This window comes from Streptomyces sp. NPDC006339 (genome assembly GCF_040612775.1).
In the GTDB taxonomy this organism is placed as follows: domain Bacteria; phylum Actinomycetota; class Actinomycetes; order Streptomycetales; family Streptomycetaceae; genus Streptomyces.
This window is the reverse complement of sequence record NZ_JBEXQW010000025.1, coordinates 45055-58072: the sequence shown is the minus strand read 5'-3', so window position 1 is coordinate 58072 and position 13018 is coordinate 45055. Positions and strand designations below refer to the sequence as shown.

The 13018-nt window shown below is 74.8% G+C and carries 9 protein-coding genes; 4 read left to right on the top strand and 5 right to left on the bottom strand.

Going from position 1 to position 13018, the window contains the following annotated elements:
- Positions 1 to 93 precede the first annotated feature (93 nt).
- The 3 genes from ABZ135_RS21170 to ABZ135_RS21160 all read left to right on the top strand — a co-directional run bounded on the left by ABZ135_RS21170 (position 94) and on the right by ABZ135_RS21160 (position 6114).
- Positions 94 to 864: an HlyD family efflux transporter periplasmic adaptor subunit gene (locus tag ABZ135_RS21170; protein WP_356697761.1), complete on the top strand. Its 771-nt coding sequence runs from the start codon at positions 94 to 96 to the stop codon at positions 862 to 864.
- 92 nt (positions 865 to 956) lie between these two features.
- Positions 957 to 3098 (top strand): NHLP family bacteriocin export ABC transporter peptidase/permease/ATPase subunit, encoded by a 2142-nt coding sequence (locus tag ABZ135_RS21165; RefSeq protein WP_356697827.1) that lies wholly within the window; start codon positions 957 to 959, stop codon positions 3096 to 3098.
- An 82-nt stretch (positions 3099 to 3180) separates the two neighbouring features.
- Positions 3181 to 6114, top strand: coding sequence for an NHLP bacteriocin export ABC transporter permease/ATPase subunit (locus tag ABZ135_RS21160; RefSeq protein ID WP_356697826.1), 2934 nt, complete (start codon positions 3181 to 3183; stop codon positions 6112 to 6114).
- A gap of 145 nt (positions 6115 to 6259) precedes the next feature.
- On the opposite strand, the gene ABZ135_RS21155 is transcribed toward ABZ135_RS21160, so the two are convergent.
- The 5 genes from ABZ135_RS21155 to ABZ135_RS21135 form a co-directional block, all read right to left on the bottom strand.
- Positions 6260 to 6907, bottom strand: coding sequence for an alpha-ketoglutarate-dependent dioxygenase AlkB (locus ABZ135_RS21155; RefSeq protein WP_356697760.1), 648 nt, complete (start codon positions 6905 to 6907; stop codon positions 6260 to 6262).
- Between the two features lie 38 nt (positions 6908 to 6945).
- The gene (locus ABZ135_RS21150; RefSeq protein WP_356697759.1) at positions 6946 to 7812 is read right to left on the bottom strand and encodes an SDR family oxidoreductase; all 867 of its coding nucleotides are present in this window, start codon (positions 7810 to 7812) and stop codon (positions 6946 to 6948) included.
- Between the two features lie 214 nt (positions 7813 to 8026).
- On the bottom strand, positions 8027 to 9604 hold the full coding sequence (locus ABZ135_RS21145; RefSeq protein ID WP_356697758.1) for an NAD(P)/FAD-dependent oxidoreductase: 1578 nt from the start codon (positions 9602 to 9604) through the stop codon (positions 8027 to 8029).
- Positions 9591 to 10055 (bottom strand): SRPBCC family protein, encoded by a 465-nt coding sequence (locus ABZ135_RS21140; RefSeq protein WP_356697757.1) that lies wholly within the window; start codon positions 10053 to 10055, stop codon positions 9591 to 9593. The genes ABZ135_RS21145 and ABZ135_RS21140 overlap by 14 nt, the downstream gene beginning before the upstream one ends.
- Positions 10034 to 11089, bottom strand: coding sequence for an SDR family NAD(P)-dependent oxidoreductase (locus ABZ135_RS21135; RefSeq protein WP_356697756.1), 1056 nt, complete (start codon positions 11087 to 11089; stop codon positions 10034 to 10036). Before ABZ135_RS21135 ends, ABZ135_RS21140 begins: the two co-directional genes overlap by 22 nt.
- Positions 11090 to 11255: 166 nt before the next feature.
- Here ABZ135_RS21135 and ABZ135_RS21130 point away from each other — a divergent pair, with 166 nt between their 5' ends.
- Positions 11256 to 13010 (top strand): ABC transporter substrate-binding protein, encoded by a 1755-nt coding sequence (locus ABZ135_RS21130; RefSeq protein WP_356697755.1) that lies wholly within the window; start codon positions 11256 to 11258, stop codon positions 13008 to 13010.
- The last annotated feature ends 8 nt before the right edge of the window (positions 13011 to 13018 follow it).

Genomic DNA, 13018 nt, shown 5'->3' with positions numbered 1-13018 from the left:
CCCGTGGACCCCGGGGGGTGTTCTCCCCGGGGTCCACGGCCCCCCGCCGGTCTTCGTGGCGCGGCGAGAGAAATGCAGTCGAAGGAATAGTCCATGCAATTTCGCCAAAAGGCTCTTTCCAAGCTGCAGTCGCCCGAAGAACTCGATCTGCCGGTGCGTTTCGCCCGCCCCCAGGGCCGCCTCGTGCTGGTCGTCACGGTCCTCTTCATGGCCGCGGCGGGCGTATGGGCGTTCACCGGCACGGTGACGTCCAAACTGAGCGCTCCCGGCATCCTCACCCGTGCCGAGGGCAGGTATCTGCTGCAGAGCCCGGTCGCCGGTCAGGTGACCGAGATCCTCGTCTCCGAGGGCGCGCGGGTCTCCGCCGATCAGCCACTCGCCGTCGTCCGCACCGAGCGGGGCGACCGGCCGGTGCGGGCCGTGGCCGGCGGCCGACTGGCCGCGCTGCACGTCCGGGCGGGCGCGGTCCTCGCCACCGGCGCCGACGTGGCGACCGTGGAACGCGTCACCGATCCGGACGACCCCCTCGTGGCCGTCCTGTACGTGCCGGCCGGCGACGCCGCCGCCCTGCGCGCGGGCGCCCCGGTCGACGTCTCCCTCCCTTCGGCGGCCGGTGACCGCGGCGCGGTGCTGCGCGGCCGGATCGGCTCGGTGGGCCGCGCGCCGCAGACGCGGGCGCAGATCGGTGGCTTCCTCGGCGACGACGGGCTCGCCGCGCAGTTCACCCGGCAGGGCAATCCGGTGGCGGTGCTCGTCACCCTGGACCGCTCCGGCGGCCGCCCGGACGCCGACGACTCCGGCACGCCGGTCACCGGTGCCGTCCACCTCTCCTCGCAACGCCCCGTCGACTGGCTGCTCCCGTGAACCGGCTGAACCCGCGCAAGAAGACCTCCTCGCCCCGGCGCCGCCCCGCGCCCCGGCGCCGTCCCGTCCTGCGGGGCGGCAGGCCCCGGACCGTGCGCACCCCCACGGTGCTCCAGATGGAGGCGGTGGAGTGCGGCGCCGCCGCGCTCGCGATGGTCCTCGCCCACTACGGCCGCCACGTGCCGCTGGAGGAGCTGCGGATCGCCTGCGGTGTCTCCCGCGACGGCTCGCGCGCGAGCAACCTCCTGAAGGCGGCGCGCGGTTACGGGCTCCAGGCCAAGGGCATGCAGATGGACCTGGCGGCGCTCGCCGAGGTCGCGGCCCCGGCCGTGCTGTTCTGGGAGTTCAACCACTACGTCGTCTACGACGGCATGGGCCGGCGCTTCGGCCGGGCCGGGGTGTACGTCAACGATCCGGCCAAGGGCCGCCGGTTCGTGCCCATGGAGGAGTTCGACACCGCCTTCACCGGCATCGTGCTGGTCTTCGAGCCCGGTGCCGGTTTCCGTCGCGGCGGTCGCCGGCCGGGCGTCCTGGGCGCCATGCCCGCCCGGCTGCGCGGGACGTCGGGCACGATGGCCGCGGCGGTGCTCTCCAGTATCCTCCTGGTCGCGGTCGGCGCGTGGGTGCCGGCCCTGAGCCGTACGTACATCGACACCTTCCTCATCGGCGGCCAGGACTCGCTGCTCGGGGTGCTGTTCGTGGCCATGGCGGCCGCCCTGGTGCTCACGGCCACGCTCACCGCGCTCCAGCAGACCAACCTGCTGCGCGGACGCATCGTCTCCTCCACCCTGGGCGGCGCCCGCTTCCTGCGGCACCTGCTCCGGCTGCCGGTCGCCTTCTACGCCCAGCGCAGCCCGGCCGACCTGGTGCAGCGGCTGCGGTCCAACGACACCGTCGCCGAGACCCTGGCCCGCGACCTGTCGGCGGCCGGCGTGGACGCGGTCGTGGTGCTGCTGTACGCGGTGCTGCTGTGGACCTACGACCCGCAGCTCACCGTCGTCGGCATCGGCGTCGCCCTGCTCAACGTGGTCGCTCTGCGGATCACGATGCGGGTCAGGGCCACCGGCACCCACAAGCTGCGCGCCGAGAGCGCCCGGCTGACGAACACCTCGTACGGCGGCCTCCAGTTGATCGAGACGATCAAGGCGACGGGCGGCGAGGACGGCTTCTTCCGCCGCTGGTCGGGCCAGCACGCCGTCACCCTCGACGTGCAGCAGCGGCTCGGCGTGCCCAGCGCGTGGCTCGCGATCGTGGCACCCACCCTGGCCGCCCTCAACAGCGCCCTCATCCTCATGATCGGCGGACTGCGGGCGGTGGAGGGACACCTGACGGTCGGTCTGCTGGTCGCCTTCCAGACCCTCGTGACCGGCTTCACCACCCCGATCGCCCGCCTGGGCGCGGTCGCGGGCCGGATCCAGGACTTCGCCGCCGACGTCGCCCGTCTCAAGGACGTCGAGAACTTCCCCGTCGACCCGGTCCACACCCGGCGCGAGCCGGCCGGCGGCGCCCGCCGGCTCACCGGCCATGTGGAACTCGACGGCGTCACCTTCGGCTACAGCCCTCTGGACCCGCCGCTGCTCACGGACTTCTCCCTCGCGGTCGGGCCGGGCCGGCAGGTCGCGCTGGTCGGCGGCTCGGGCAGCGGCAAGTCCACCGTCTCCCGTCTCATCGCCGGCCTGTACGCCCCCTGGGAGGGTGCCGTCCGGATCGACGGGATGCGTCTCGCGGACATCCCGCGCGGCGCGCTCGCCGCGTCCGTCGCCTTCGTCGACCAGGACGTGTTCCTCTTCGAGGGCACCGTCCGGGACAACGTGGCGCTGTGGGACCCGTCGGTGCCGGACGAGGCCGTGGTCGCCGCGCTCGCGGACGCCGCCGTCCTGGACGTGGTGTCCCGGCGGCCCGGCGGCATCCACAGCCGGGTCGAGCAGGACGGCCGGAACTTCTCCGGCGGCCAGCGCCAGCGCCTGGAGCTCGCCCGGGCCCTGGTCCGCGACCCGAGCGTGCTGGTGCTCGACGAGGTCACCAGCGCCCTGGACGCGGTGACCGAGCGGGAGGTCATCGACAACCTGCGGCGGCGCGGCTGCGCCTGCGTGGTCATCGCCCACCGGCTCAGCACCGTGCGGGACAGCGACGAGATCCTCGTCCTGGACCGGGGCACGGTCGTCGAACGCGGGCGGCACGCCGACCTGGTGGCGGCGGGCGGCCCGTACGCCGAACTGGTCAAGGAGCACTGAGGTGACCACCCCGTTCCCCGACCCCGCCGTCGGCCCCTCCGCCGGGTCGTCCGTCGCCGCGGCCGCCCCGCCGTCCGATCCGGTGCTCGCCGCCCTGGGCGGGCTCGGCGCGCCCGTCGACTGCACGGGCCTGCGCAGCCTGTCCCTGGAGACCCCGTCGGTGCTGTGGCTGGTCGTCCACGGCAGCCTCGACCTCTTCGCCGTCGACGCGGCACACGCCGGCGCCTGGCACTTCCTCGGCCGGGTCGAGGCGGGCGCGCTGCTGCTCGGCCCCGCCGAGGGCCCCCGGCACACCCTGGTCGGCCGGCCCTCCCAAGAGTGCCTGCTGCGCCGGATCGAGCTGCGCGAACTGCGGCGGCCGGAGTACGGGACGGTGCCCCACGACGGGACGTGGGGCGGGACCTGGAACGGCACCTGGGACGGCTCGTGGCACGAGGACCGAGGCGGGTACGGGACGTACGACGGGTACGGGGCGCACACGGCGTACGGTTCGGCCGCCCCGGGCGGCTCGCCGGTCGGGGCGCCGGTCGCGAGCCCGCTGGAGGACGCCTTCGCGCTCGGCGTCGGCCGGGGGCTGCGGGTGCTCTACGAGGCGCCGCTCGACGGCAGGTTCGGCGAGACCCGGGCCGCCGCCGACGACGACGAGATCGTCTGGATGCACATCACCCCGGGCAGCCTGGCGTACGGCGCCGCCTACGAGGCGGAGGCGGCGGGCACGCTGCTGGTCGACGCGGCGCTGTGGCAGGGCATGGTCGAGCAGCAGTACCGGCTGCTGTACGCCCTCGACGACTGGATCGAGCGGCGCGAGCGGGCGCAGGAGGACCGTACGGCGGCCGGCCTGGCGGCGGGCCGGGCGGCCGGCAGCGAGGCGGACCGCGCGCTGCTCGCCGCGCTCGGCCGCCCGGGCGGACGGGACCGCGTCGGCGACGGCACCGACGCCGACGCCACCCTCGCCGTGTGCCGGCTGGTGGCCGCCGAGGCCCGGATCGCGCTGCCGGACGCGGTCGCCTCGGCCGTCTCCGCGACGGCCGGAACCGGGGACGAGCGGACGGATCCGGTGGACCGCGTCGCGCTCGCCGCCCGGTTCCGCACCCGAGAGGTCGCGCTGCGTGGCCGCTGGTGGCGGGAGAACTGCGGGCCGCTGGTCGGCCGGCGGGAACCGGACGGCGCACCGGTCGCGCTGCTGTGGCGGCGCGGCGGTTACGTGGCGGTCGACCGCGCCGGCGGGCGGCGGGAGCGGATCGGCGAGGCGAACGAGGGCGGCTTCGAGCGGCGGGCCGTGATGTTCTACCGGCCGCTGCCGGAGGGCCGCCTCGGGCTGCTCCGGCTGCTGCGCTTCAGCCTCCGCGGCACCCGTCAGGAGCTGCGCGCCCTGCTGGTCGGCGGTCTGGTCGCGGTGGTCCTCGGCGCGACGGTGCCGGTGGCGACCGGTCGTGTCCTCGGCGAGTACGTCCCGGCGGCCGAGCGCGATCTGATCGTGCAGACCGCCGTCGCGCTGCTGGCGACCGCCGTGGTCTCGGCCGCGTTCATGCTGATGCAGAACGTGTCGCTGCTGCGGATGGAGGGCCGGATCGAGGCCACGCTCCAGCCGGCGGTGTGGGACCGGCTGCTGCGGCTGCCGACGACCTTCTTCACCGGACGCTCGACGGGTGAGCTGGCCAACGCGGCGCTGGGCATCGGCGCCATCCGGCGCATGGTCGCCGGGGTGGCCCCGGTCTGCCTCCAGGCGGGCACGGTCGGCGTGACCAACCTCGTCCTGCTGCTCGTGCACAGCGTGCCGCTGGCGCTCGTGGCCCTCGCCCTGCTGCTGGTCGTGGCGGCGGTGTTCCTCGGCCTCGGACTGTGGCAGCTCCGCTACCAGCGGCAACTGGTCGAGCTCGGCAACCGGCTCGACAACCAGGCGTTCCAGACCCTGCGCGGGCTGCCCAAGCTGCGCGTCGCCGCCGCCGAGAGCTTCGCCTACGCGGCCTGGGCGCGGGAGTTCGCCCGCACGCGGGTGCTCCAGCAGCGGGCCGGCCGGATCCAGAACGCGCTCACGGTGCTCGGCGCGGTGTGTCTGCCGCTGTGCACGCTGGTGATGTTCATGCTGCTCGCGGGCCCGGCCCGCGGCAGCCTGTCCGCCGCCGAGTTCCTCACCTTCTCGACCGCCCTGACGATGCTGCTGTCCTCGGTCACCCAGGTGACCGGCGCCCTGCTGTCGGTCGCGGCCGTGCTGCCGGTGTTCGAGCAGGTCGAACCGATCCTGCGGGCGACGCCCGAGGTGCGCGGCGGGGCGGCGCGGCCGGGCGTGCTCAGCGGCGCGATCGAGGCCCGGCAGGTGTCGTACCGCTACACCGAGGACGGCCCGCTCGTGCTCGACGGGGTGGACCTGGCGGTGCGGCCCGGGGAGTTCGTGGCGATCGTGGGGGCGAGCGGCTGCGGCAAGTCGACGCTGCTGCGGCTCCTCATCGGCTTCGACCGGCCCACCGAGGGCAGTGTGCTGTACGACGGCCAGGACCTGGCCGCGCTCGACCAGGCGGCGGTGCGCCGCCAGTGCGGGGTGGTGCTGCAGCACGCCCGGCCGCTGACCGGGTCGATCCTCGACTGTCTGCGCGGCGCCGAGGCGTACACGCTGGAGGAGGCGTGGGAGGCCGTCACCCTCGCCGGGCTCGCCGACGACATACGGGCGATGCCGATGGGTCTGCACACGATGCTGTCCGACGGCGGCGGCACCGTCTCCGGCGGTCAGAGGCAGCGTCTGATGATCGCTCAGGCCCTGATCCGCAAGCCCCGGATCCTCTTCCTCGACGAGGCGACCAGCGCGCTGGACAACGAGGCCCAGCGGGTGGTCATCGAGTCCACGAAGGCGCTGGCGGCGACCCGGGTGGTGATCGCCCACCGGCTCTCCACGGTGATGGGCGCCGACCGGGTGATCGCGATGGCGGACGGCCGGATCGTCCAGCAGGGCACACCGGCGGAGCTGCTCGCGGACGCGGGCGGTCTGTTCCACGAGCTGGTGCGGCGCCAGTTGCGCTGACCCCCCTTTTTTGGGGCTCGGTTCCCCTCCGGGCGCCTGCAGCGTGCATCGACGGTCGACCGTGCTCGCCCGCTCGTTCCTCGCGGACTCCGCGCGCGCTCCCTTTCGATGCCCGCGGCGCCCTTCGGCTCACTCGCCCGTCAGCTCAGGCCACCCCGCGCGGGCGGAACTGGACGCTGATGCGGGGGCCGACGGCGCGGCCGGTCTTCGGGACGGCGTGCTCCCAGGTGCGCTGGCAGGAGCCGCCCATGACGAGGAGGTCGCCGTGGCCGGAGGGGAGGCGCAGGGCGACCGGACCGCCGCCGCGCGGGCGGAAGGCGAGGTCGCGGGGGTCGCCGAGGGCGAGGATCGCGACCATCGTGTCCCGGGTGGCGGAGCGGCCGGTGCGGTCGCCGTGCCAGGCGACGCTGTCGCGTCCGTCGCGGTAGAGGCAGAGCCCGGCCGTGACGAAGGGCTCGCCCAGCTCGGCGGCGTAGTGCGCGTCGAGGGCCTCGCGCGCCTCGACGAGGGCGGGGTGCGGGAGCGGGACGCCTTCCCGGTAGTACGCGAGGAGCCGCGGGACGGCCACGACGTTGTCGTACATCGTGCGTTCCTCGGCCTGCCAGGGGACGCCCTCGACGAGTTCCTCGAACAGGGCGTCGGCACCGTGGAACCAGCCGGGCAGGTGGTCGACCCAGGCGCCGTGGCCGAGCTCCGTGCGCCGGACGCCGTCCAGGGGGCCGGGTCCGATGTCGGAGCCCTGGTCGAAGAGGGAGCCCTGGAATCCGGGGAGGGCGGGTCGTACTGCGGTCATGGTTCCAGCGTAAACGATAAACCGAACAGATGAGCGATTCACGGGGAGAGCAGCCGACGGTAGCTCTCCGGATGGGCCGCGAGGAAGTCCGCGAAGGACTGCGGCGGGTGTCCGGTCAGGGTGCGGACGTCGTCGGAGACGTCGTCCATCTCACCGACGGCGATGGCCTCGTACGAGGTCACCCAGCCCTCGACCTCCCACTCGGGCGCCTCGTAGACGGCGCGCGAGGCGTACGCCTCCTCCCGGGTCTCCGGGTGATAGGTAACCGTGCGGCCGGTGGCCCGGCTCAGCGCGGCGGCGACCTCGTCGAAGCTCAGCGCCTCGGGCCCGGTCATGTCGTACGTGGCACCGTCGTGCCCGTCGCCGAGCAGCACCGCGGCGGCCGAGTCGGCCACGTCGTCGTGGGTGACGGCGCCCACGCGGCCGTCCCCGGCGGGCCCGCGCAGGACTCCCTCGGAGGACGCCATCGCGACCAGGTCGGCCTGGTAGGTGCTGTCCCGCAGGAAGGTGAAGGGCAGGCCGGTGGAGCGGATGTGCTGCTCGGTGTGCCAGTGGTCGCGGGCGAAGGTGAAGGTCGCGTGCGGGGCGGCGTTGAGGTACGAGAGGTAGACGATCCGCCGCACGCCGGCGGCGACGGCGGCGTCCACGGCGGTGGCATGGGTCCTGACCCGGCCGGGCGCCTCGTGCGCGGACACGAGGAAGAGCGTGGCCGCGCCGTCGAGCGCGGCGCGCATCCCGGCGCCGTCGTCGTAGGACGCGGTCCGGGTGTCGGTGACCGGCAGCGCGGCCAGTCTCGCCGCGTCGCGCCCCAGCGCCCTGACCTCGGCGCCCGCCTCGGCGAGGCGGCCGACCACCCGCCGCCCGACCCGCCCGGTGGCCCCGGTGACCGCGATCAGCTCGCCCATGCCGTTCCGTCCCTTCCGCCGTGGTCGCGTGCACGCGCCGGGCGCGCGCCTCCGGCCGGGCCGGGTCCGTCCGCGCCCTGGGCGTCCGGTCCGTTCGGGCCCTTCCGTGCTCGCGCCGGTGCGCGTGTCCGCTTCCGTATCCGTTCCGCACCCCATTCGACCCCGACCGCCCGCCGCGCGCACCCGCGCGGGAGGGCCGTCGTCGTCGCCGGCGTCAGTGCCGCCGGCGGAACCGCAGGTGGGCCCCGAGCGCCGCGCGGGCCGCGTTGGCGCCCGGGGCGCCGTGGACGCCGCCTCCGGGGTGGGCGGTGGCCGAGGCGAGGTAGAGCCCCCGGATGGGCGTGCGGGGGCGCCCGGTGCCGGGCAGGGGGCGGAAGACGAGCTGCTGGTGGAGGTTGGTGGTGCCCTGGTTGACGGCTCCTCCGATCAGCGCGGGGTTGCGCCGTTCCAGGTCGGGCGGTGCCAGCACGCGCCGGGCGAGGACGGCGGCGCGGAAGCCGGGGGCGAGCCGCTCGACGCCGGCCTCGACGCGGTCGGCGATCGCCTCCTTCTCGCGCTCGTCCCACCGGCCCTCGATGCCGTCGGGGCCCGCGTCGGCGCGGATGTGCTGGGGCACGTGGGTGTATCCCCAGGCGGACTCGGTGCCGGCGGGCGAGCGGCTCGGGTCGGCGGTCGTCATCTGGCCCAGGACGGTGAACGGCACCTGGGGCACCTGGTCCATGGCCAGCTCGCCCGCGAAGCGGGTGAGGGCGTCGACGCCCTCGGCGACGTGCACCGTCCCGGCGTCCCGCGCGCCGCCGCCGGTCCAGGGAATGGGACGGGCGAGGGCCCAGTCGATCTTGACGGTGGCGTAGTCCCACTGGAAGCGGGCGAGGTCGGCGCGGACCCGGGCCGGAAGGTGCTCCTCGCCGACCAGCCGCCGGTAGAGCACGGGGGCGGGGATGTCGGCGAGGACGGCGTGCCGGGCCCGTACGTCCGTACCGTCGTCGGTGCGCACGGCGACGGCACGGCCCGACCGGACCACGACCCGGGTCACGGCGTGGCCGCAGCGCAGTTCGCCGCCCCGGTCGCGGAACCGGTCGGCGAGGGCGCGGGTGAGCATGCCGGCGCCGCCGGCCGGCACGGGGAAGCCGTGGACCTGGCCGAGCATGCACATCAGCCAGCCGAAGCCGCCGCCCAGGGCGGACTCGGGGCCGAGGTCCGCGTGCAGGGCGTTGCCGGCGATCAGCAGCCTGCCGCCCTCGCCCGCGAAGTTCTCGTCCCCGAAGCGGCGGGCGGGCAGCAGCATGGTGCGGGCGAGCCGGAGCAGGTCGGGTCCGGTCCGGCCGGCGAGCCGCAGACCGGGCAGCACCGGCGGGAACGGCGTGAAGAGGCAGTTCACGAGGTCGTCGCCGGTGCGGAGCCAGAGGCGGTGGAGCCGCTCCCAGGAGGCTCCGTCGCCGGGGGCGAACCCTTCGAGGGAGTCGGCGGTCCGTCGGACGTCCCGGCCGAGGACCGCGCAGCGTTCGTCGGCGAGCGGGTGGGCCACGACGGCCGGGGCGTGCCGCCAGCGCAGACCGTACCGCTCCAGGTGCAGCGCGCCGAGCACGGGCGAGGCGGCGGCCAGCGGGTAGAAGGCGCTGAAGGTGTCGTGGACGAAGTCGGGGTGGACCCCCCGGTCGCTGCGCACGGCCCCGCCGGGCTCGTCCTGGGCCTCCAGGACCAGGACCTGCCAGCCGGCGTCGGCCAGCAGGTTGGCGGCGACCAGACCGTTGGGGCCCGCCCCGATCACGACGGCGTCAGGCGGGGGCACCTGTCGTGTCCTCTCGGGCCCCGGCCTTCTCCGTGGCGGCGCGGTCGAGCCGGGCGAGCATGCTGCGGTGCCGCCAGCGGATGAGCGCGTCGAGGGCGGTGTTGTGCAGCGGCGTGACGGGGCCCCTGAGCGGGTGTTCGTCGACCAGGACCAGGCAGCCGTCGCCCCACGGCAGGGTCCGGAAGCCGATGCGGGCGCTGCCGAGCCCGTTGACCGCCTCGAGCTCCAGGCGGTGTCCGGGTTCGCAGATCCGCGAGATGGTCCGGCCCTCGGTGGTCCACGGGCCGAGTTTCAGGGTGTAGCCCAGCTCGGATCCTTCGGCGGGCCACCTGTCGTCGCGCTCCCAGGTCTCGTGGGTCCCCACCACCCATTGGGCGTAGAGCTCCCCGTCGCCGAGGACGGACCAGACGTGCGCGGGGGATGTGCCGATCAGCCGGTGCCATTGAGCCATGAGCGCGGCCTCCTTCCGGGAGGGGTGGTCGAGCGGTGTCGGGAACGGGTGTGGGCCACGGCCCGGACGCCGAGGGCTGCGGCGCCGAGCAGCGAGGCGGTGCGGGCGGCCGTGCGCGCCCCGGCGGCGCGCCCGCCCCGGATCGCGGCCGAGTCGCCGGACGGGGTCCGCAGCCGGCCCGGGGAGTCCTCGGCCGATCCGTGCGGGCCGAGGTAGTGGTGCTCGGTCCGCCAGGCGATGAGGCGGAGTGTGGGCCGTCGGCCGAGGGCGTACGCGGCGGGCAGCAGGCGCGCGCCGGGCCCCACGGTCACGCGCCGGCGCGGTCGGGCGGCCGTGCGCAGCACGGTCCGGGCGACGCGCTCCGGGGTGGCCATGGGTGGCAGGGTGCGCACCCGTCGGCCGGTGCGGTTGGCCGCGTGGTCGAAGAACGGGGTGTCGACCCCGGTGGGCAGGACGGTGCACACGGTCACGCCGTCGGCGCCCGCGATCGACAGCTCGCGGCGCAGGGCCTCGTCGAGGCTGACGAGCGCGGCCTTGGAGGCCGCGTAGGCGCCCATGTACGGAGCCTGGACGACGCCTCCGAGGACGGAGGCGATGTCGACGAGCACCCCGTGTCCCTGCGCCCGCATCACGGGCAGGGCCGCCCGGGCGCCATGCAGGGCGCCCAGCACATTGACGTCCCACAGGCGGCGCACGTCCTCCACGGGCACGTCGGTGAGGGCGCCCAGGACGCCGACGCCCGCCGCGTTCACCCAGACGTCGACGCGGCCGAAGCGGGCGAGCGCGGTGCGGGCGACGCGGTCCACGGCGGCGGCGTCCGTGACGTCGGCCGGTACGGCGACCGCCCCGGCCGCCGGATGCGCCGACCGGCACTCCTCCGCCGCCCGCGCCAGCACCTCCCAGCTCCGCGCGCTCACCACGACGCGGGCGCCGCGCCGCGCGAAGGCGAGCGCCGTGGCGCGGCCGATGCCGCTGGAGGCACCGGTCACCACGACGACGAGTCCGGCGGGCAGGCCACGCCCGAGCAGGTTCACCCCCGGCGTGTCTCCCGCCCGGCCCCTTTTCATGCCTCCGACGCCGCGCCGCCTGAGCTTGGTGGTGTCCGAGGGCTTGCGCAGTGCAATTTCACATTACTATTTTACGGGTCACATTCCACTCCGCGCCTTCTCGTCCTGCGCCTCTCCACCGGAAGTGACCCTGATGGACAAGCACGCTCGACTCGCCCTCGCCACCGCCCTGTTGACGGCCCTCACCCTCACCGCCGCAGGCTGCTCCGGCGGCGCCGGCTCCCCCGCGGGCGGCGGACGCACCGGCGCCAACCCCGCGACCGGCACCAACGGCACGATCGTGGGCGGCACACCGGTCAGGGGCGGCACCCTCACCGTCCTGTCCAACCAGGACTTCACCCACCTCGACCCCGCCCGCAACTGGGTGATGGGCGACATGGACTTCGGCACCCGGCTGCTCTACCGCACACTGCTCACCTACCAGGCCGAACCGGGCGCCGCGGGCGGCGAGCTGGCCCCCGACCTCGCCGAGGACCTCGGCACCTCGTCCAACGGCGCCAAGACCTGGACCTTCCGGCTGAAGAAGGGCCTGAAGTACGAGGACGGCTCGCCCGTCACCTCACGGGACGTCAAATACAACGTCGAGCGGTCCTTCTCCCCCGACCTGCCCGGCGGCCCCGACTACGCCGCCCGCTACCTCGCCGGCGCGGAGGGCTACCGGGGCCCGGCCGGCGGCAGGCACCTCGACTCCGTCAAGACGCCCGACGACCGGACCATCGTCTTCGAACTGCGCAAGCCCTTCGCCGAGTTCCCCTACGCGACGGTGCTGCCGACCTTCGCCCCCGTACCCGCGTCCCGGGACACGGGGCCGCGGTACGACAACCGGCCCTTCTCCTCGGGGCCGTACAAGATCGAGTCGTACGCCCGGGACAAGCGGCTGGTGCTCGTCCGCAACCCGCACTGGGACCCCGCGACCGACACCGTGCGCAAGGCATACCCCGACCGGATCGTCGTGACGATGGGACTCAAGGGCAACCAGATCGACGACCGGATGGTCGCGGGCACCGGCGCGGACGCCTCCGCCGTCCCCTGGGCCAAGCTCCGCCCCGAGTCCACGCCCAAGGTCCTCACCCGGCCCGAGGTCCGCGCCCGGCTGCTCGCCGAGTCCACGAACTGCACCGAGATGGTGCAGATGCACACCGGCCGCGCGCCCTTCGACGACGTACGGGTCCGGCAGGCCGTGCAGTACGCCCTCGACCGCCAGTCGGTGGTCACCGCCTCCGGCGGCCCGGCGCTCAACGACCCCGCGACCGCGCTCATGCCCGGCTCCCTCTTCGCCGGCGGCAAGCAGCCCGACACCCTCAAGATCCCGCCGACCGGCGACGTCGCGAAGGCCAGGCGGCTGCTCGCGGAGGCGGGCAGGGCCGACGGGTTCTCCACCGGCCTGACCGTCTCCACCGGCGACAAGGGAGTCGCCGAGGCGATCCAGCAGTCCCTCGGCCGCGTCGGCATCAAGGTGGTCATCGAGACGGTCGACCCCTCGGCCTTCTACGACACCATCGGCGACACCACGAACCGCACCGACCTCGTCTACACCGGCTGGTGCCCCGACTACCCCTCGGGATCCACCTTCCTGCCCTTCGTCTTCGACGGCCGCTCCATCAAGGAGAAGGGCAACTCCGGCAACCACTCCCTCTTCCGCGACCCGGCCACGATGAAGCGGATGGACGAGATCGCCGCCATGACCGACGCCGCCCAGGCCGACAGGGCCTGGCAGGAGCTCGACGGACAGATCCTCGCCAAGGCGCCCACGGCGCCGGCCGTCGTCGAACGCCTGCCGCTCCTGGTCGGCCCGAACATCGCCGGCGCCTTCGGCCACGCCTCCTTCGGCGGCCAGATCGACTACGCGACCGTCGGCCTCAAGGACCCCTCGAAGAGCGGGAGCTGAGCCCTCAC

Excerpts from the sequence above, each read along its gene's own strand:
- ABZ135_RS21170 (WP_356697761.1), top strand. The coding sequence starts at position 94 with ATGCAATTTCGCCAAAAGGCTCTTTCCAAGCTGCAGTCGCCCGAAGAA.
- ABZ135_RS21155 (WP_356697760.1), bottom strand. The coding sequence starts at position 6,907 with ATGACCGCAGTACGACCCGCCCTCCCCGGATTCCAGGGCTCCCTCTTC.
- ABZ135_RS21150 (WP_356697759.1), bottom strand. The coding sequence starts at position 7,812 with ATGGGCGAGCTGATCGCGGTCACCGGGGCCACCGGGCGGGTCGGGCGG.
- ABZ135_RS21140 (WP_356697757.1), bottom strand. The coding sequence starts at position 10,055 with ATGGCTCAATGGCACCGGCTGATCGGCACATCCCCCGCGCACGTCTGG.
- ABZ135_RS21130 (WP_356697755.1), top strand. The coding sequence starts at position 11,256 with ATGGACAAGCACGCTCGACTCGCCCTCGCCACCGCCCTGTTGACGGCC.